16 protein-coding genes are annotated in these 19,007 nt (G+C 62.8%); 13 read left to right on the forward strand and 3 right to left on the reverse strand.

Annotated elements, in window-relative coordinates; all coding sequences use genetic code 11:
- The first annotated feature begins 7 nt into the window (after window positions 1–7).
- The 7 genes from atpA to IGB42_RS15855 all read left to right on the forward strand — a co-directional run bounded on the left by atpA (window position 8) and on the right by IGB42_RS15855 (window position 7,753).
- The gene (gene atpA, locus IGB42_RS15825) at window positions 8–1,549 is read left to right on the forward strand and encodes a F0F1 ATP synthase subunit alpha (protein WP_159673385.1); all 1,542 of its coding nucleotides are present in this window, start codon (window positions 8–10) and stop codon (window positions 1,547–1,549) included.
- Window positions 1,550–1,576: 27 nt separating this feature from the next.
- A complete protein-coding gene (atpG, locus tag IGB42_RS15830; protein ID WP_159673387.1) occupies window positions 1,577–2,449 on the forward strand; it encodes a F0F1 ATP synthase subunit gamma in 873 nt (290 codons plus the stop codon).
- 39 nt (window positions 2,450–2,488) lie between these two features.
- Entirely contained in the window at window positions 2,489–3,868 is a 1,380-nt protein-coding gene (atpD, locus tag IGB42_RS15835; RefSeq protein WP_159673389.1) for a F0F1 ATP synthase subunit beta, read from the forward strand.
- Between the two features lie 10 nt (window positions 3,869–3,878).
- Complete coding sequence (locus IGB42_RS15840; protein WP_159673391.1) at window positions 3,879–4,307, forward strand: F0F1 ATP synthase subunit epsilon; 429 nt, start codon at window positions 3,879–3,881, stop codon at window positions 4,305–4,307.
- Window positions 4,308–4,958: 651 nt separating this feature from the next.
- On the forward strand, window positions 4,959–6,371 hold the full coding sequence (gene glmU / locus IGB42_RS15845) for a bifunctional UDP-N-acetylglucosamine diphosphorylase/glucosamine-1-phosphate N-acetyltransferase GlmU (RefSeq protein WP_236822607.1): 1,413 nt from the start codon (window positions 4,959–4,961) through the stop codon (window positions 6,369–6,371).
- A 3-nt stretch (window positions 6,372–6,374) separates the two neighbouring features.
- Entirely contained in the window at window positions 6,375–7,298 is a 924-nt protein-coding gene (locus tag IGB42_RS15850) for a 5'-nucleotidase (RefSeq protein WP_159673393.1), read from the forward strand.
- A 68-nt stretch (window positions 7,299–7,366) separates the two neighbouring features.
- Window positions 7,367–7,753, forward strand: a complete 387-nt coding sequence (locus tag IGB42_RS15855; protein WP_159673395.1) for a hypothetical protein — start codon at window positions 7,367–7,369, stop codon at window positions 7,751–7,753.
- Between the two features lie 7 nt (window positions 7,754–7,760).
- On the opposite strand, the gene IGB42_RS15860 is transcribed toward IGB42_RS15855, so the two are convergent.
- Window positions 7,761–8,657: an AraC family transcriptional regulator gene (locus IGB42_RS15860; protein ID WP_159673397.1), complete on the reverse strand. Its 897-nt coding sequence runs from the start codon at window positions 8,655–8,657 to the stop codon at window positions 7,761–7,763.
- Between the two features lie 143 nt (window positions 8,658–8,800).
- Here IGB42_RS15860 and IGB42_RS22605 point away from each other — a divergent pair, with 143 nt between their 5' ends.
- A complete protein-coding gene (locus IGB42_RS22605; RefSeq protein ID WP_159673398.1) occupies window positions 8,801–10,375 on the forward strand; it encodes a carbohydrate-binding protein in 1,575 nt (524 codons plus the stop codon).
- A 72-nt stretch (window positions 10,376–10,447) separates the two neighbouring features.
- On the opposite strand, the gene IGB42_RS15870 is transcribed toward IGB42_RS22605, so the two are convergent.
- A complete protein-coding gene (locus IGB42_RS15870) occupies window positions 10,448–11,356 on the reverse strand; it encodes a pseudouridine synthase (protein ID WP_159673400.1) in 909 nt (302 codons plus the stop codon).
- An 82-nt stretch (window positions 11,357–11,438) separates the two neighbouring features.
- Window positions 11,439–12,464, reverse strand: coding sequence for a low specificity L-threonine aldolase (locus tag IGB42_RS15875; protein ID WP_159673402.1), 1,026 nt, complete (start codon window positions 12,462–12,464; stop codon window positions 11,439–11,441).
- A gap of 165 nt (window positions 12,465–12,629) precedes the next feature.
- Between IGB42_RS15875 and IGB42_RS15880 the strand changes: the two genes are divergently transcribed.
- The 5 genes from IGB42_RS15880 to gcvP all read left to right on the forward strand — a co-directional run bounded on the left by IGB42_RS15880 (window position 12,630) and on the right by gcvP (window position 19,000).
- Window positions 12,630–13,433 (forward strand): aspartyl/asparaginyl beta-hydroxylase domain-containing protein, encoded by an 804-nt coding sequence (locus tag IGB42_RS15880; protein ID WP_159673404.1) that lies wholly within the window; start codon window positions 12,630–12,632, stop codon window positions 13,431–13,433.
- Between the two features lie 4 nt (window positions 13,434–13,437).
- A complete protein-coding gene (locus IGB42_RS15885; RefSeq protein WP_159673406.1) occupies window positions 13,438–14,418 on the forward strand; it encodes a sulfotransferase family protein in 981 nt (326 codons plus the stop codon).
- A 108-nt stretch (window positions 14,419–14,526) separates the two neighbouring features.
- Window positions 14,527–15,618, forward strand: coding sequence for a glycine cleavage system aminomethyltransferase GcvT (gene gcvT, locus IGB42_RS15890; protein WP_159673408.1), 1,092 nt, complete (start codon window positions 14,527–14,529; stop codon window positions 15,616–15,618).
- A gap of 31 nt (window positions 15,619–15,649) precedes the next feature.
- Complete coding sequence (gene gcvH / locus IGB42_RS15895; protein ID WP_159673410.1) at window positions 15,650–16,036, forward strand: glycine cleavage system protein GcvH; 387 nt, start codon at window positions 15,650–15,652, stop codon at window positions 16,034–16,036.
- A gap of 78 nt (window positions 16,037–16,114) precedes the next feature.
- Entirely contained in the window at window positions 16,115–19,000 is a 2,886-nt protein-coding gene (gcvP, locus tag IGB42_RS15900; protein ID WP_159673412.1) for an aminomethyl-transferring glycine dehydrogenase, read from the forward strand.
- Window positions 19,001–19,007 lie beyond the last annotated feature (7 nt).

The raw sequence follows: 19,007 nt of genomic DNA on the forward strand, positions 1-19,007 counted from the left end.
GATTTTAATGCAACTCAATCCGTCCGAAATCAGTGAACTGATTAAAGCCCGGATCCAGAATCTGTCGACAGCTGCTGAAACACGTACCACCGGTACGGTTGTTTCGGTGACCGACGGTATCGTTCGCGTCCACGGCTTGTCCGATGTGATGCAAGGCGAAATGCTGGAATTCCCGGGTAACACCTTCGGTCTGGCGCTCAACCTCGAGCGTGATTCCATCGGTGCCGTGGTGATGGGTGAATACACCCACATCTCCGAAGGCGACGAAGTAAAGTGTACCGGTCGCATTCTTGAAGTACCGGTTGGTCCCGAGCTGATTGGCCGTGTGGTCAACGCGCTGGGTCAGCCTATCGACGGCAAGGGCCCGCTGGGTACCACACTGTCGAGCCCGATCGAAAAGATCGCACCGGGCGTTATCGCACGTGAATCGGTTTCGCAGCCCCTGCAAACCGGTATCAAGTCGATCGACACCATGGTGCCGGTTGGCCGTGGCCAGCGTGAGCTGATCATTGGCGACCGCCAGACCGGCAAGACTGCCGTTGCGCTGGACGCGATCATCAACCAGAAAGGCACCGGCGTAACGTGTATATACGTTGCCATCGGCCAGAAGGCTTCGTCGATCGCCAACGTGGTGCGCAAGCTCGAAGAGCACGGTGCACTGGCCCACACCATCATCGTGGCAGCTGCTGCCTCGGAATCGGCCGCGCTGCAATACATCGCCGCGTACTCCGGTTGCACGATGGGTGAATACTTCCGCGACCGCGGTGAAGACGCACTGATCGTTTATGACGATCTGTCCAAGCAAGCTGTGGCTTATCGCCAGATCTCGCTGCTGCTGCGCCGTCCTCCGGGCCGTGAAGCGTATCCGGGCGACGTGTTCTATCTGCACTCGCGTCTGCTGGAACGTGCTGCGCGTATCAATGCCGACGAAGTCGCCAAGCTGACCAACGGCGCAGTGACCGGCAAGACCGGCTCGCTGACCGCGCTGCCGATCATCGAAACGCAAGCGGGTGACGTGTCTGCATTCGTGCCGACCAACGTGATCTCGATTACCGACGGCCAGATCTTCCTGGAAACCGACCTGTTCAACGCCGGTATCCGTCCTGCGATGAACGCCGGTATCTCGGTGTCGCGCGTTGGTGGTGCTGCACAGACCAAGGTCGTCAAGAAGCTGGGCGGCGGTGTGCGTCTGGCCCTTGCCCAGTACCGTGAACTGGCTGCGTTCGCGCAGTTCGCTTCCGATCTGGACGAAGCCACCCGCAAGCAGCTGGAACGCGGCAAGCTGGTGACCGAGCTGATGAAGCAGGCCCAGTACAGCCCGCTCAAGGTTGCCGAACTCGCCGTTACCCTCTTGCTGATCGGCAAGGGCCGTTACGACGACGTGAAGGTGGACCGCGCGCTGGCATTCGAAGCGGCTTTCCTTGCTGACCTGAAAGCGAACCAGGCCGATGTGCTGGCTCGCGTTGACGCAAAGGGTGACCTTTCCGCCGACGACGAAGCTGCCATCCTCAAGGCTGCGGACGCGTTCAAGGCCAGCAGCGCTTACTGATTCGATACCGAATAAAGGAAACGAATCATGGCAGGCGGCAAAGAGATCCGGACCAAGATCAAGAGCGTCAAGAACACGCAGAAGATCACCCGCGCCATGGAAATGGTTGCAACGTCCAAAATGCGTAAAGCCCAGGAGCGCATGCGCTCGGCACGTCCTTACGGTGAAAAAATCCGCAAGGTAACGGCTCACCTGGCCCAGGCATTGGTGGACTATCAGCATCCTTTCCTCGTTGGTCGCGACACCGTGAAACGGGTTGGCCTCATCGTGATCACGTCGGACAAAGGCTTGTGCGGTGGCTTGAACACCAACGTGCTGCGTCTGGCGCTGAACAAGATGAAGGGCTGGGACCAGAACGGTGTGGAAACTGCAGTCACCGCCATCGGCAACAAGGGTTTTGGTTTCATGGCCCGCAATGGCGCCAAGGTTCTGTCGCACGCGACCGGCCTTGGCGACATGCCGCACCTTGAACAACTGATCGGACCTGTGAAGGTCATGGTTGATGCGTTCATCGCCGGCGAAGTGGACGAGGTGCACCTGGTGTACACCAAGTTCGTCAACACCATGAAGCAGGAACCCGTGGTCGAACAGTTGTTGCCACTGGCAGGCGAGGTCGTTACCAAGCCGCAGTCGCATGAATACAACTGGGAATACCTGTTCGAGCCGGATGCCAAGTCCGTCATCGACGCCCTGATGGGCCGCTACCTCGAAGCCCTAGTTTACCAGGCGGTAGCGGAAAACATCGCGTCCGAGCAGGCAGCCCGCATGGTGGCCATGAAGGCAGCAACCGACAACGCCGACAAGGTGATCGGCAATCTGCAACTGCTGTACAACAAGACGCGTCAAGCGGCGATTACGAAAGAACTTTCGGAAATCTGCGCGGGCGCTGCAGCGGTTTAACAGATCGCCAACCCGAATTTACTGATTAGGAACCCTAAGATGAGCCAAGGGAAAATCGTACAAATCATTGGCCCGGTGGTCGACGTGGAATTTCCGCGCGACAACCTGCCCAAGGTGTATGACGCACTCAAGCTCGCCGATCGTGAACTGACGCTGGAAGTCCAGCAGCAGCTCGGCGACGGCGTGGTGCGTTCGATTGCCATGGGTACCACTGATGGCCTGCAGCGTGGTCTGCTGGTCAACAACACGCACGCACCGATTTCGGTGCCGGTCGGCAACGCTACACTCGGCCGCATCATGGACGTGCTGGGCAACCCGATTGACGAAGCAGGCCCGGTGCAAACCGACGTCCGCCGCGCCATTCACCAGTCCGCTCCGAAGTTCGACGAGCTGAACCAGTCTGTTGACCTGCTGGAAACCGGCATCAAGGTGATCGACCTGGTTTGCCCGTTTGCCAAGGGCGGCAAGGTCGGCCTGTTCGGCGGCGCCGGTGTGGGCAAGACCGTCAACATGATGGAACTGATCAACAACATCGCCAAGGCACACTCGGGCTTGTCCGTGTTTGCCGGCGTGGGTGAGCGTACTCGCGAGGGTAACGACTTCTACCACGAAATGAAGGACTCCAACGTCCTCGACAAGGTGGCGATGGTGTATGGCCAGATGAACGAGCCGCCGGGTAACCGTCTGCGCGTTGCACTGACCGGTCTGTCGATCGCTGAACACTTCCGTGACGAAGGTCGCGACATCCTGTTCTTCGTCGACAACATCTACCGTTACACCCTGGCCGGTACCGAAGTTTCGGCGCTGCTGGGCCGTATGCCGTCCGCAGTGGGTTATCAGCCGACACTGGCCGAAGAAATGGGTGCGCTGCAAGAGCGTATCACTTCGACCAAGACCGGTTCGATCACCTCCATCCAGGCCGTTTACGTGCCTGCGGATGACTTGACCGACCCGAGCCCGGCAACGACCTTTGCCCACTTGGACGCTACCGTCGTTCTGTCGCGTGACATCGCTTCGCTGGGTATCTACCCTGCGGTCGATCCGCTCGATTCGACATCGCGCCAGCTGGATCCGCAAGTGGTTGGCGACGAGCACTACAGCGTGGCACGTGGCGTGCAGCAAACACTGCAGAAGTACAAGGAACTGCAGGACATCATCGCGATTCTGGGTATGGACGAACTGTCTCCTGAAGACAAGCTGTCCGTGTCCCGCGCGCGGAAGATCCAGCGTTTCCTGTCGCAGCCGTTCCACGTTGCTGAAGTGTTCACCGGCTCGCCGGGCAAGTACGTGCCGCTGAAGGAAACCCTCAAGGGCTTCAAGGGCATTCTGAACGGCGATTACGATCACCTTCCGGAGCAGGCCTTCTACATGGTCGGCGGCATCGAAGAAGCGATCGAAAAAGCCAAGACCTTGAAGTAAGGGGATAGGAATGGCCATGACGATGCATGTGGACGTGGTAAGCGCCGAGGCGCTGATCTACTCCGGCACTGCCGAGTTCATCTCGGCACCTGCCGACCAGGGCGAGATCGGCATCCTGCCGCGGCACGCACCACTGCTTAGCCGGATCCGTCCGGGTGCAGTGCGCATCAAGCCGGCCAATAGCAACGATCCGGACGTGATCCTGTACGTTTCGGGCGGCCTGCTGGAAGTGCAACCGCACGTGGTAACCGTGCTGGCCGATACCGCGATTCGCGGTGACGACATCGATGAAGCCAAGGCCAAGGAAGCAAAGGCCAAGGCAGAAGAAGCCCTGAAGAACCGCAGCGGTTCGATGGACTTCGCGATGGCGCAAGCCGAGCTGCTGGAAGCCGTGGCGAAACTCGCCGTGGTGGAAAAGCTCAAGAAGCGCGGCCACTAAGCGCTGGTTCGCCGGTAGTAAAAACAGAAGCAGCCTTCGGGCTGCTTTTGTTTTTTGTGGGTCTGGTTTGCTAGGATTTTGCAGCTTGTAGAGCCACTAGCAGATCCGCTATCGCAGCGCCTGCGGCGCAGGTGTGTCAGGGCGCCTTCCGCGGCGCGGCAAGTCCGGCGGGTCGGTAACTCGCCCTGCGGGCTCAGACATCCCTCCCCGAAACCCCCGGCCTTGCCTGTGCTGCTCGGCGCTTCAGAAGGGAAAGGGTACGTCGTAGCTACCCGCGTTGTTTGTGATCGGGTTTTCAGACGCAAGCCAAAATCTCTGCTCCGTTTCTCGTTCTAGGGTTGGTGGCACGCCGCTCTGATCCCTTCTGAAGCGCCGGGTGCGCAACGCAGGGACTTCCCGCAGAGCGTGCTTTAGCAGGATTGCCCAGGATCGATAAGGGATGGGCGGGACTATTCCCCAAATTGCCTGCTGGACGACCATTCACCGGGTGGGGCCTGCGCCCAAGCAAATGCGCCGTGGGCGATGAAGCATGCCGCGCGGGTAACGCAGAACCTGCATGTGTGCCATGCCACATAATTACGCCGGTTTGACGCAAAAACCGGCATGCATCAGCGGCAGCCTGATGTTTGCGTGTCAACTGCAGGCGCTACAATGGCCGCCATCCATTTCAACTCGCCCCTGCTGATCATGACCAATACGCTCAACGTCGTTGTCCTCGCTGCCGGCCAAGGCAAGCGCATGTATTCCAGCCTGCCCAAGGTACTGCACCCGATTGCCGGCAAACCGCTGCTCGGCCATGTGCTCGATACCGCGCGCAAGCTGGGCGCGGCCAGATTGGTGGTGGTGTACGGCCACGGTGGTGAACAGGTGCAGGCGGCATTTGCCGGCCAGCCGGATCTGGCGTGGGCGCTGCAGGCGCAGCAGCTGGGCACCGGGCATGCGCTGGCGCAGGCCATGCCGCATGTGGCTGGCGATGTCACGCTGATGCTGTATGGCGATGTACCGCTGACGCGGCTGGTTACGCTGCAGCAGTTGCTGGAAGCCAGCGCGGGCGGCAAGCTCGGCATCCTGACCGACATTCTCGATGACGCCACCGGTTACGGGCGCATCGTGCGCAACGAGGCCGGCGAAGTGCAGGCCATCGTCGAGCAGAAGGATTGCTCGCCGCAGCAGGCGCAGATCCGTGAAATGAATACCGGCATCCTGGCGCTGCCCACGGCGCGGCTGGCTGGCTGGCTGGGCGAACTGAAAAACGACAATGCGCAGGGTGAGTACTACGCCACGGACCTGATCGCATTGGCGGTGCGCGATGGTGTGCCGGTGGCCACGGTGCACCCGCAGGATCACTGGGAGGCCGAGGGCATCAACAACAAGGTGCAACTGGCAACCCTGGAGCGCATCCACCAGCGCGAGCTGGCCCATGCCCTGCTGGCGGCCGGCGTAGGCCTGCTGGATCCGGCTCGCTTCGACCTGCGCGGCAGCATCCGCCACGGCAAGGACGTGGTGATCGACGTCAATTGCGTGTTCGAGGGCCAGATCACGCTGGGCAACAATGTGCAGATCGGCGCCAACTGCGTGCTGAAGAATGTGACTATCGCCGATGGCGCAATCATCCACCCGTTCTGCCATCTGGAAGATGCCGAAGTGGGCGCTGCTGCGCTGATCGGCCCGTATGCGCGCCTGCGCCCGGGGGCCGAACTGGCGGCCAATGTGCATATCGGCAACTTCGTCGAAGTGAAGAAAGCCACCATCGGCGAGGGCTCCAAGGTCAATCACCTGAGCTACATCGGTGATACCACCATGGGTAGTGGCGTCAATGTCGGTGCGGGCACCATCACCGCCAACTATGATGGCGTGAACAAATTCCGCACGGTGATCGAAGATGGCGCGCGCATCGGTTCCAACAACGTGCTGGTGGCGCCGGTGACCATCGGTGCACAGGCCACCACGGGGGCAGGGTCGGTGATCAGCAAGCATGCCCCGGCGGGCGAGCTGACCGTGGCGCGTGCGAGGCAAGTCACCCTCACCGGTTGGCAACGCCCGGTGAAACAGAACAAGGATTGAGCCATGCCGGCTTCTCTCGACGGAAAACTGGTTGTTGCCATCAGCTCGCGTGCGCTGTTCGATTTCGAGGCGGAAAACCTGATTTTCGAACAGAGCGACGATACCGCCTACATGGCGCTGCAGCAGTCGCTGCTGGATACGCCGGCGGTGCCGGGCGTGGCCTTCCCGCTGGTGAAGAAGCTGCTGGCATTCAACCAGAACGGCGCGCAGCCGGTCGAGGTGGTGATCCTGTCGCGCAATGACCCGATGAGCGGGCTGCGCGTATTCCGCTCTGCCAAGCACGCCGGGCTGGAGCTGGAGCGCGGCGTGTTCACACGTGGCCGGCCGGCGCATCACTACCTGGCACCGCTGAAAGCTAATCTGTTTCTGTCTGCCAACGAAGCGGACGTGCGCGAAGCCATCCTGCTGGGCTTCCCCGCTGCCCGCGTGTATCCGCTGTCGGTACAGGCGGCAGAAACGCACGCCGACGAAATCCGCATCGCCTTCGACGGCGATGCAGTGCTGTTTTCGGACGAAGCTGAACAAGTATTCCAGCGCGGCGGCTTGCCGGCTTTTCACGCGCACGAGCACGACAAAGCAGCGTTGCCGCTGCCCGATGGCCCGTTCCGCCCGCTGCTGGAGGCGCTGCACCGATTGCAGAAGCAGGCGGAAGCCAACCCGGTGATGAAGATCCGTACCGCGCTGGTCACTGCGCGCAGTGCCCCCGCGCATGAGCGCGCGATCCGCACCCTGATGGGCTGGAACATCGAGGTGGATGAGGCGATGTTCCTCGGCGGGCTGGAAAAAGGTCCGTTCCTGCGTGAATTCCAGCCGGATTTCTTCTTTGACGACCAGACTGGCCATTGCGAATCCGGCGCGCGCTTCGGCCCGACTGGCCAAGTGCATTACGGCGTAACCGATCACCCGGCCGCCGATCATCGCAGCTGAACGGCTTTGCCTTCGGGCATGGCAAGCCTGCTCCTATACTGCATGCATAGCGTGCGAGGGGTGTCACCATGTTCAGCATCGAAGTGGTGGAAAAGACGGCCTTGCTCAAGGTTTGCCTCAATGGCGTGCCCTGCCCGGGCGAATTGCGGCGCCTGCTTGATGCCATCGAGGTGACGCGTGGCCAGTTTGGCGATGGCTACCGGCTATGGCTGGCGTTGCCGGACGGGGGCCGCCAGGTATCGTTCGAGGAAGTGGGCAAGCTTGACCTGACCATGTACGAAGCGCGCCGGCAGGGCTTGCGCGAAGTGGTGATCGAGACGGCGGGTGAAACGCCGCTATGCCAGCAGGTGGCGGCGCTGCTGGAGGGGCTTTATCGCAGCCTGCGCGTGCCGGTTACCGTGGTGTCCGATACCGTAATGGCCAAGAAGACGCTCAATCTGCTCTGGCATGGCTGAGCCCGGGTTATTTTTTGCCGGTGATCAGCACACTGCTAGGGTTCTGGCCGAAATGCTGCAGGAAACGGCGCGAGAAACTGGCCACCTCGCGGTAACCCAGTTGCGCCGCCACTTCACCCACATTGCCCGAGCCGGACATCAGCAACTGTAGCGCGCGTTCCATGCGCATGTTGAGCAACAGTTGCGATGGCGAAACCTTCAGGTGCGTCACGCACAGCTTGTGGAAATAGCCGGGCGATACATCCATCCGCTTGGCCAGCGTTTCCACGCGCCAGTCCGGATGCGCATCCTGCTTGATGCTCTCGAACAAGGTGAGCAGCCGGCGCTCCATGTGCGGTTTTTCCAGCGCGGCCGTCAGTGATTGCGACAGGATGCCCATGGTCAGCGACAGCGCGCCGGTGGCAAACGGGTTATTCGCGTTGCTGCCGTGGCCAGCTTCCACTTCGCGGCATAGCAGCGAGAGCGCGTCAAAGATGCTCTCCGCGTGTTCGTCCGGGTAAACCACATTGCCCAGCGTGTTGAGCGCATGCCAGCGCGGCGTGTCTTTCAGCAAGAACCAGCCAAAGCGCCAGACCTCGCCGGTCAGCCGGAAACCACGCAAGCCCCCCTTGGGCAGCACCACGAAATCCTGCGGCCGTATCGTTTGCCAGCCCGATTCATCCAGCGCCTCCGCACGGCCATGCGCAGACAGCAACACGGTGTGGAAGGGCGCGCCCAACCGTTGTATTGCAAACACATCACGTGCGGTGGTCACCCCCGCCAGGATCACGTCGAACTCGGCCAGTTTACGGTAGAACAAGGCCTCGTAATCGTTGGCACCGACATAACGCTGACGCGTAGCTGGCGCGACCGCCATGGCTTCCTGGTATTCCACGCCAAGATGGCGGTTCAGTTGATATTTCATCGCACCAGAGGAGATAAAGACAAATCAAGATTGAAAGCGGACATTCCGTCCGCCATGGCATTCGGCTAGTTTTGCGCAGCGCATACGGGAAATCACTCACTGCGCGTACACATATTAAAACCATAGATGGAAGGAGGAGACAAATGTCTCGCAAATCGCAACCCCGCGCCCTGCGCCGGCTGCAAGCCGGTGCCGTGGCACTTGCCATGGGTTTTGCCTCGATCGGCGCCATGGCAACCGAAGCCGCCCCGTATTTCTTCACCTGGGGCTACGGCGAAAGCAGCTACAAGTTCACCAGCCTCGTCGATGCCAAGCAGAAAGCCGGTCTGGATGCCGCCACACTGGCGTTCATCATTACCGGCAACAGCGGCTGCAGCCTGAGCAACGATGTCGACAACATGCTCAGCGACGTGATCGCGTTCCAGCAGCAAGGCGGCCGGCTGATCATCTCGTTCGGCGGCGCAGCTGGCACCTATGTGGAAGCCCGCTGTACCGGCGCGCAAATGGCGACGCTGATCGATGGTCTGCTGCAACGCACCGGCGTGCGTGCGCTGGACTTCGACATCGAAGGCAGCCAGCTGTCGGTAACCTCGCTCAACACTGTGCGTAACGAAGCAATCAAGACACTGCAGGCCAAGTACCCGGACCTGTACATCTCGTTCACGCTGCCTACCAACCCGACCGGCCTGACCTCGGAAGGCCTGAACCTGCTGCGCGGCGCGCAAACCGCTGGCGTGCGTACCGACGTGGTCAACATCATGACCATGGACTACGGTTCGTCGATCTCCAACGGCAAGAAGATGGGTGATCTGGCGGTGCAGGCTGCCAACTCGCTGTTCACGCAGATCAAGGGCATCTACACCACCAAGAGCGACAGCGAACTGTGGGCGATGGTCGGCATCACGCCGATGATCGGCAAGAACGATGTGCAGACCGAGATCTTCACCGTGGCCGATGCACAGCAAGTGGCCAACTTCGCCAAGCAATACGGCGTGGGCCTGCTGTCGTTCTGGGCACTGCAGCGTGACCGCAGCGGCACCGGCAGCCTGGACGATTTCTCGCTGACGCCGCAAACGGATTACCAGTTCTACCAGACCTTCAAAGCGGCGAAGACCGGTGGCACCAACCCGACTGCGGTTCCGACTACCAAGCCGACAACCGGCCCGACAGTCATCCCGACCACGGGCCCGACCGTCACACCGCGTCCGTCCACCGTGCCGACCGTGACACCGGTTCCGCCGACACCAACCACACCGCCGGTCGGCGGCTGCAATGCCGCCTGGAACAGCAGCACCGCGTACTCCGGTGGTGCCAAGGTGACCTACAACGGGCGCAACTACCAAGCCAGCTGGTGGACGCAGGGTGACATCCCGTCGTCCAACACCGGCAGCGGCAAGCCATGGGTTGATCTCGGCCCGTGCGGCAGCACCACTGCCACACCGGTACCGACCAGCGTGCCGACCGCAACACCGAAGCCGACCGTTGCACCGAGCACCGTACCGACCGCTACACCGGTGCCGCAGCCGACTTCAACCCCGACACCACAACCGACCGTGGTCCCGGGTGGCTGCGCAGCGTGGGTTGAAGGCAATACCTATGCAGCCAACAGCTGCGCCAGCTACGGTGGCAAGGATTACGTGGCCCTGATCACGCATACCGCGTACGTCGGTACCAACTGGAACCCGGCCTCCACACCGACCCTGTGGAAACTGAAGTAAGCACTGAGCTTGTTGTAACATCCTTCAAATAGTAATCGGCTTGAGAGGCCCACCTTGCGGTGGGCCTTTTTTTCATGCCGCCGCCCAAACCAGTTGCCGCTGGCTGGCAAAGTACTGATCGATACCGCTGACCGGATCAACAAAGCGGATGCTTCTGGCCAGCAACTGCAAAGGCTGACTGAAATCATCGCCCTTGTCCGGCAGGGCCAGCGGGTACCACGGGTCGTGCCGGATGGGGATGCCCAGCGCGCACAGGTGTGCGCGTAGCTGGTGCTTCTTGCCGGTGTGCGGCTGCAGCCGGTAGTGCGCCCAGTCGCCATGCCTTGCGATCAGTTCGATGCGCGTTTCGCTGTTGGCCTCGCCGGGTACTTCCTGCATGGTGAAGTTTTCCGGGCGTTCCTCCAGCCGGCTGCGGTGCACCAGCGGCAGTGCCAGATCAGCCCGGTACGGCGCGATGGCTTCGTATTCCTTTTGCACGCGGCGCTCGGAAAACAGCTTCTGGTACGTGCCACGGTGAGCGGGGTTGGCGCAGAACAGCATGATGCCGGCGGTTTCGCGGTCCAGCCGGTGGATAGGCGCCAGATCGGGCAGGCCCAGCCTGACCTTCAGCCGCGTCAGCAGCGTTTCCTGCAGGTGACGGCCGGCCGGGATGCAGGCCAGGAAATGCGGTTTGTCGGCCACCACCAGGTTATCGTCCTGGTGCAACACATATTCTTCGAACGGTACCGGGGTTTCACGTGGAACCTCGCGGTAATACCAGATGCGCGTATACGGCAGGTAAGGGCTGCCCAGCGTGTATGGCATGCCGTGCGGATCAACCAGCGCGCCGCGTTGCAGCCGTTCCTGCCATATTCCGGCAGCCACATGCGGAAAGCGCTCGATCAGGTAAGCGAGCAGGCTGGGCCAGCTACCGGCGGGCAGCTCCAGAAAGCTGGGCGCCACGCCATCACGTTGCGGCAAAGGGGAGTGGCGTGGCTTCATTGTGCTGCAACCGGCTGCGGGGCGAAGCCGGCACTATACCCGCTCCGCAGCGTGTGCTGGCCGCGGGGCTGGTAGGGGCTGATCAGCGTAGCGATGTGGCGATGGTGGCGGCGATCTTTTCCACTGCCGCTGCATCGATCTGCCAATGCGTCACCAGGCGCATCACGCCATCTTCCGGTGGATTGGCCTTGATGCCGGCGGTCTGTAGCGCGGCCATCAGCCGAGGCACATCGATGTGCGACGCGACATCGAACCACACCATATTGATGTCGAGCTGATCATGGCGCACGGTGATACCGGGCAGGCCATCGAGCAGCGCTGCCAGCTGTCTGGCATGGGCGTGGTCATCCGCCAGGCGCAAACGCATGTCATCGAGCGCGATCAGGCCGGCAGCGGCGAGCATGCCGGCCTGGCGCCAGCCGCCGCCCAGCAGCTTGCGCCTCTTGCGCGCGGCGTCGATGAAGTCGGCGGGCCCTGCCAGAATGGAGCCGATCGGTGCCGCCAGCCCCTTGGACAGGCAGAACATCACCGTATCCGCGCAGGCGGCGATCTCGCTGGCTGCCACGCCCAGTGCAGTGGCGGCATTGAATACGCGGGCGCCATCCAGGTGTATCGGCAGGCCGGCGGCCTTGGCGGCTGCATGGCAGGCCTGCATATTGGCCAGTGGCAATGCGCGGCCATTGGAGTGCGCGTTTTCCAGGCATACCAGGCCGGTGCGCGGCAGATGGATATCGCCAGCCGGGCGCACGCGGCGCGTGATGTCAGCGGGGGCCAGTTCGCCCAGCAGCGTGGGGACTGGCCGCAGGTTCACGCCGGCGATCACCGCGGCCGCACCTACCTCGTGCCAGACGATATGGGTTTCCTCGCCCAGGATCACTTCGTCGCCGTGCTGGCAATGCGTGAACAATGCCAGCTGGTTGCCGAAGGTGCCGGTAGGCACGAATAGCGCGGCATCCTTGCCGACGAGTTCTGCCGCGCGTGCTTCCAGCGCCGGCACGGTCGGGTCGTCACCATAGACGTCATCGCCGACCTCGGCATTGGCCATGGCGCTGCGCATGGCTGGCGTTGGCTGGGTAACGGTGTCGCTGCGGATATCGATCCAGTTCATGCTGCTGCCCTCTCTATGTGCCTCACAGCCTAGCGTGTGTAGCCGGCATTCAAAACTGTGGATCATCCTTATCCGCAGCCGGCCGCCAATTGATGCCATGCGCATGCCGTGGCCGGGCTAGAATCTGCGCTACCTGCAGCCCAGCCCATTTCAGCCCTTCCAGCCATGACCGACGTTGCACCCTTGCCCCTGTGTTCGCGCTTGTCCCTGTCCATCGATACCGCGCCACTGCTGGCCGCATTGAGCCGTTTGCCGGCCGAGGCGTGGCAGCCGCATTTCAATACCGGCTATTTCAGCGGCGACTGGAGCGGCATCGCGCTGATTGCCCCTGCCGGCGCGCATACCGCGTTGGCGCCAGGCGATGGCGAACCGCAGCCGACAGCTACGTTCCACGCGGAGCCGGCATGGGCACGGGTGCTGGCGCAGATCGAAGCACCGATACGCGCCGCCCGCCTGCTGCGGCTCGGGCCCGGCGCGCGCATACGCGAGCACATGGATTACGACCTGGCCGGACCGGGCAGCGATATGCGCGTGCATATCCCGCTGCTCAGCCACCCGGAAGTCGAGTTTCTGCTGGATGGCCAGCTGGTGCCCATGCAGGCTGGCGAATGCTGGTTTCTGGATCTGTCGCGCCCGCATCGCGTGGACAATCCCACACAGCACGCACGCATCCACCTGGTGCTCGATTGCCGGCGCAGCCTGTGGCTGCGGCAGGCGGTGGCAGACGGCCTGCCCGGTACGCCCCCGCTGGGCAGCAGTGCCGGATGCCGCGCGTTTGCCGCATTCCAGCAGCAGGTTGCGCACGATGCCGCGCTGGCCGATGCGCTGATGGCGATCGAAACGCGCGATCAATTCGTGGCACAGGCAGTGGCGCTGGGGGCCGTACACGGCCACCACTTTGCACCGGACGATATCCATGCGGCGATGCGGCAAGGCCGCCAGCGCTGGATGCAGCTATGGATGGCCTGAACGCATGACCACCACCGCACTGAATTACCACGACTGGTTGCCGATCCGCGCCTGGCCGGATGGCGACGACTGGCGCATTGACTGGGCACGCTTCGGCAGCCACGCGCTGGAAGAGCCGTTTTTCCGCGACAGTACCGATCAGGTACTCAAGCGTCCGTTCAACCTGGCATTCCGCCGCGATACACCAGCAGATGAATTGCTGGACTGGCAACAGCGCAGTCCGGGCATGGCGCCGACTGCCTTCGTGTTCCATGCATCGCGCTGCGGTTCCACGCTGATCGCCCGCATGCTGTCGCGCCTGCCCAGCCATACAGTGCTGTCCGAACCGGCAGCGCTGGATGCACTGCTGCGCGCGCACTACAACACGCCGCAATGCGCCGCCCGCCAGCCGGACTGGTTGCGTGGCCTGCTGTCCAGCTATGGCCAGCGCCGCCGCGGCAGCGAGCACGCGCTGGTGGTGAAGCTCGATGCTTGGAACATTTTCGAGCTGCCGCTGTTGCAGCAGTGTTTTCCGGCTACGCCGTGGATTTTCCTGTACCGCGATCCGCTGGAAATCGTGGTGTCGCAACTGCGCCAGCCGGGCACGCACACGGTACCGGGCCTGCTGGGCGCCTCGCCACTCACCTTGCCGCCGGATGCTGCGCTGGCGCTGTCGCGCGCGCAGTTCGTTGCGCGCAGCATCGGCCTGATCCTGGCCGAGGGCGCACGGCATTGCCGGCAATACGGTGGCCTGGCGCTCAATTACGATGAATTGCCGGGGGCAGTGACCGGGCGGCTGGCCGGCCTGTTCGGTCTGGCGGACACTGACCTGCCCACGGTGCTGGCCGGCGCCAGCCACAGCGCCAAGCAGCCGGGGCAGCGTTTCGAAAGCGACCGCGACGCCAAGCAAAGGGAAGCAACCGATGAAGTGCGCGCCGCAGTGGCCGCGTGGGCCAGCCAGCCCTATGTCGCGCTCGAAGCGCTGCGCGCGCAACAGCGCGGCTGAAGTGCTTGCGGTGGGGGCGCAGCTGCGCCAGCCATCGGGATTCATCTGCCGCACGCTACGGGGCGTTGTCAGTCACGTATAATTGCGGCAAATTTTGATGAGGTCGCCATGCCGCAACGCACTCCCCTGTTTGATGCCCACGTCGCCGCAGGCGGCAAGATCGTTGATTTTGCGGGCTGGGAGTTGCCTATCCACTATGGCTCGCAACTGAAAGAGCACGAAACCGTGCGCAGCGATGCCGGCGTGTTCGATGTATCGCACATGACCGTGGTCGACGTGACCGGCCCGCAAGCGACGGCCTTCCTGCAAACGCTGCTGGCCAACGACGTAGCCCGGCTGGGCTTCGAGGGCAAGGCGCTGTACTCGGGCATGCTCAACGCAGACGGCGGCGTGATCGACGACCTGATTGTCTACAGGACGGCATGGGATTACCGCGTGGTGGTCAACGCCGCAACGCGCGACAAGGACTTGGCATGGATCAACCAGCAAGCCGCTGCATTTGACGTGACAGTAGCCGAGCGCCCGGAACTGGCCATGCTGGCCATCCAAGGCCCGAACGCCATCGCGAAGGTAAAGGCAGCCCGACCGGATCTGGCGGCACTGATCGATGGCCTCAAGGTATTCCAGGGGCTGCCGTTTGCCAGCTCGCAAGGCGACTGGTTCGTTGCCCGCACCGGTTATACCGGTGAAGACGGGCTGGAAATCATGCTGCCGGGCAGTGATGCCACCGTGTTCTGGAATGCGCTGCTGGCTGCCGGTGTGGCACCGACCGGCCTGGGCGCACGTGATACCTTGCGCCTCGAAGCCGGCATGAACCTGTACGGCCACGAGATGGATGATGGTGTGTCGCCGCTGTCCGCCGGCATGGGCTGGACCATTGCCTGGGCACCAGAGGCGCGAAATTTCATCGGCCGCAGCGTGATCGAAGCCGAAAAAGCTGCCGGCCCTGCGTACAAGCAAGTGGGGCTGGTGCTGGAGGGCAAGGGTGTGTTGCGCGCCGGCCAGACGGTGATCACGTCAGCCGGCGAAGGCGAAATCACCAGCGGCACCTTCAGCCCGTCGCTCAAGCTATCCATCGCCATGGCGCGCGTTCCTGTTGCCGCCAGCGAACTGGTGGACGTGGACATCCGCGGCAAGCACGAGCCCGCCCGTATCGTGAAGATGCCGTTCGTGCGCAACGGCCAGAAAGTATTCGAATAAGCCCAACACCCATACCCGCAAGGACAAGACCATGAGCCACGTACCCGCTGAACTGAAATACGTCGATACCCACGAATGGCTGCGCCAGGAAGACGACGGCACCATCACCCTCGGCATTACCGATCACGCGCAAGAGCTACTGGGCGATATCGTTTTTGTTGAATTGCCGGCGGTTGGCACCCAGCTGGCTGCCAACGATACCGCCGGCGTGGTGGAGTCGGTGAAGGCCGCGTCCGACGTATATGCACCCATCGCCGGTGAAGTGGTGGAAATCAACGAAGCCTTGGTGGCATCGCCGGAACTCGCCAACTCGGTACCGTATGGCGATGCATGGTTCTTCCGCGTGCGCCCGGTGGATGCTGATGCACTGGCGGGCACGCTCGATGCTGCAGCCTACCTGGAATTGATCGGCGCCTGATCAGCGCGCCTGCCTTGCCGCCCGCCCCATCGTTTATCGGGGGCGGGCGTTCTGCTTTTTAGTTAGACGGATAGCCCGATGACCACCACCCAGACCCCCAGCCTTGCGCTGCTTGAAAACCACGCCGAATTCATCGCCCGCCATATCGGCCCGGATGCCGATGCGCAGGCGCAGATGCTGGCCACGCTGAACGTGGCATCGCTGGACGCGCTGGTGGCAGAGACCGTACCGGCTGCCATCCGTCTGCCAGCCGATCTGCCGCTGCCGGCACCGCGCCGTGAAGTGGATGCACTGGCCGATATTGCCGCGTATGCCAGGCAGAACGTGGTGCGCACCTCCTTGCTGGGGCAAGGCTACTACGACACGCTCACCCCCAAGGTGATCCTGCGCAACGTGCTGGAAAACCCCGGCTGGTATACCGCGTACACGCCCTACCAGGCGGAAATCGCCCAGGGCCGGCTGGAATCGCTGCTGAACTACCAGCAGATGGTGATCGACCTCACCGGCCTCGCGCTGGCCAATGCCTCGCTGCTGGATGAAGCCACCGCTGCGGCTGAAGCGATGGCCATGGCGCGGCGCGTTTCGAAGTCGAAATCCAATGTGTTCTTCGTCGACGCCGCCGTGTTCCCGCAAACGCTGGATGTGCTCAAGACCCGTGCGCATGGCTTCGGTTTCGAGCTGCGCATCGGCACGCTCGACGAAGCCGCCGGTGCCGATGTCTTCGGCGCGCTGCTGCAATACCCGGGTGATGATGGTGAAGTGCGCGATCTGGCGCCGGCCATTGCCGCACTCAAGGCCAGCGGCGCCGTGGTGGCGGTAGCGACCGATCTGCTGGCGCTGGTGTTGTTGAAATCGCCGGGTGAGCTGGGCGCCGATATCGCGCTGGGCTCCGCGCAGCGTTTTGGCGTGCCGATGGGCTTCGGTGGCCCGCACGCGGCATTCTTTGCCACCTGCGACGAGCACAAGCGCTCGGTGCCGGGCCGCATCATCGGTGTATCGGTGGATGCGCGCGGCAAGACTGCGCTGCGCATGGCGCTGCAAACGCGCGAACAGCATATCCGCCGCGAGAAGGCCAACTCCAACATCTGTACCTCGCAGGTGTTGCTGGCCAATATCGCCGGGCTGTACGCGGTGTACCACGGCCCGCAGGGGCTCACCCGCATCGCCCAGCGCACCACGCGCCTGCTGGCGATTTTTGCTGCCGGCCTCAAGGCGGGCGGCGTAGCGGTGAAGAATGCCACTGCGTTCGATACGCTGCGCATCGGCGTGGCGGATGCCGCCGCGCTGGTCGCCAACGCGGAAGCCGCTGGCTACAACGTGCGCAAGGTCGACGCCGGCACGGTGGCCGTATCGTTCGATGAAACCACCACGCGCGCCGATGTGGCTGCGCTGTGGCAGGCATTTGGCGTGAGCGCGGATGTGGATGCGCTTGATGCCAGCGCACCCGGCCTGATCCCGGCGGCGCTGGCGCGTACTTCGACCTTCCTCATTCACCCGGTGTTCAACCGCTATCACACCGAGCACGAGATGCTCCGTTACATGAAGCGGCTGGAAAACAAGGATCTGGCGCTCAACCACTCGATGATTTCGCTGGGTTCCTGCACGATGAAGCTCAACGCCACCAGCGAGATGATCCCCATCACCTGGCCGGAGTTCGGCCGCATCCATCCGTTTGCGCCGGTTGAACAGACCACCGGTTACGTAGCGATGATCGAGGAGCTGGCCGGCTGGCTGCAGCTGATCACCGGCTTCGATACCGTATGCATGCAGCCCAACTCGGGCGCGCAGGGTGAGTACGCCGGCCTGGTGGCCATCCAGCGTTATCACGAAGCGCGCGGCGATGCGCACCGCAAGGTCTGCCTGATTCCCAAGTCCGCGCACGGCACCAACCCTGCTACCGCGCAGATGATTGGCCTGAGTGTGGTGGTGGTCGATTGTGACGAAGCCGGCAACGTCGACGTGGCGGATCTGAAGGCCAAGGCTGAAAAGCACGCGGCCGAGCTGTCGTGCCTGATGATCACTTACCCGTCCACGCACGGCGTGTTCGAGGAAGCGGTGCGCGAAATCTGCGACATCGTGCATGGCTTTGGTGGCCAGGTGTATATGGACGGCGCCAACCTGAACGCGCAGGTCGGCCTGACCGCACCGGGCTTCATCGGTGCCGACGTCAGCCACATGAACCTGCACAAGACCTTCTGCATTCCGCATGGCGGCGGTGGCCCGGGCATGGGCCCGATCGGCCTGAAGGCGCACCTGGCGCCCTTCGTTCCCAACCACGCGGTGCGTGCGATACCGGGCGAGAGCGCCGGGCAGAGTGCGGTATCGGCGGCGCCGTACGGTTCGGCATCCATCCTGCCGATCTCGTGGATGTACGTGGCAATGATGGGGGGCGAGGGCCTCAAGCAGGCTACCTCGGTGGCGCTGCTCAATGCCAACTACGTGGCCAGCAAGCTGTCCGGCCACTACCCGGTGCTGTACACGGGTAGCAAGGGCCGGGTGGCGCACGAGTGCATCATCGACCTGCGCCCGCTCAAGACCGCCACCGGCATCAGCGAGGTCGACGTGGCCAAGCGCCTGATGGACTATGGCTTCCATGCGCCGACCATGAGCTTCCCGGTGCCGGGTACCATCATGATCGAGCCGACCGAATCCGAATCCAAAGCCGAACTGGACCGCTTCATCGAGGCGCTGATCAGCATCCGCGCCGAAATCGCCAGGGTGGAAGACGGTAGCTGGGCCGGCGATGCCAACCCGCTGAAGAGCGCGCCGCATACGCAGGCGGATGTGATGGGCGACTGGGACCGTGGTTATAGTCGCGAGCAGGCGGTGTTCCCGCTGGCGTGGGTGCGCGACAACAAGTTCTGGCCAAGCGTGAACCGCATCGACGACGTATACGGCGACCGCAACCTGTTCTGCGCGTGCGTGCCGATGGATGAATACGCTGCCGACGGGCAAGCCGGCTGATGTCGCA

Source organism: Andreprevotia sp. IGB-42 (genome assembly GCF_009848685.1).
Classification (GTDB): Bacteria; Pseudomonadota; Gammaproteobacteria; order Burkholderiales; family Chitinibacteraceae; genus Andreprevotia.

Bases quoted from the DNA above. Each gene is read 5' to 3' on its own strand.
- atpA (WP_159673385.1), top strand. From the start codon at position 8: ATGCAACTCAATCCGTCCGAAATCAGTGAACTGATTAAAGCCCGGATC.
- atpG (WP_159673387.1), top strand. From the start codon at position 1,577: ATGGCAGGCGGCAAAGAGATCCGGACCAAGATCAAGAGCGTCAAGAAC.
- atpD (WP_159673389.1), top strand. From the start codon at position 2,489: ATGAGCCAAGGGAAAATCGTACAAATCATTGGCCCGGTGGTCGACGTG.
- IGB42_RS15840 (WP_159673391.1), top strand. From the start codon at position 3,879: ATGGCCATGACGATGCATGTGGACGTGGTAAGCGCCGAGGCGCTGATC.
- glmU (WP_236822607.1), top strand. From the start codon at position 4,959: ATGGCCGCCATCCATTTCAACTCGCCCCTGCTGATCATGACCAATACG.
- IGB42_RS15850 (WP_159673393.1), top strand. From the start codon at position 6,375: ATGCCGGCTTCTCTCGACGGAAAACTGGTTGTTGCCATCAGCTCGCGT.
- IGB42_RS15855 (WP_159673395.1), top strand. From the start codon at position 7,367: ATGTTCAGCATCGAAGTGGTGGAAAAGACGGCCTTGCTCAAGGTTTGC.
- IGB42_RS15860 (WP_159673397.1), bottom strand. From the start codon at position 8,657: ATGAAATATCAACTGAACCGCCATCTTGGCGTGGAATACCAGGAAGCC.
- IGB42_RS22605 (WP_159673398.1), top strand. From the start codon at position 8,801: ATGTCTCGCAAATCGCAACCCCGCGCCCTGCGCCGGCTGCAAGCCGGT.
- IGB42_RS15870 (WP_159673400.1), bottom strand. From the start codon at position 11,356: ATGAAGCCACGCCACTCCCCTTTGCCGCAACGTGATGGCGTGGCGCCC.
- IGB42_RS15875 (WP_159673402.1), bottom strand. From the start codon at position 12,464: ATGAACTGGATCGATATCCGCAGCGACACCGTTACCCAGCCAACGCCA.
- IGB42_RS15880 (WP_159673404.1), top strand. From the start codon at position 12,630: ATGACCGACGTTGCACCCTTGCCCCTGTGTTCGCGCTTGTCCCTGTCC.
- IGB42_RS15885 (WP_159673406.1), top strand. From the start codon at position 13,438: ATGACCACCACCGCACTGAATTACCACGACTGGTTGCCGATCCGCGCC.
- gcvT (WP_159673408.1), top strand. From the start codon at position 14,527: ATGCCGCAACGCACTCCCCTGTTTGATGCCCACGTCGCCGCAGGCGGC.
- gcvH (WP_159673410.1), top strand. From the start codon at position 15,650: ATGAGCCACGTACCCGCTGAACTGAAATACGTCGATACCCACGAATGG.
- gcvP (WP_159673412.1), top strand. From the start codon at position 16,115: ATGACCACCACCCAGACCCCCAGCCTTGCGCTGCTTGAAAACCACGCC.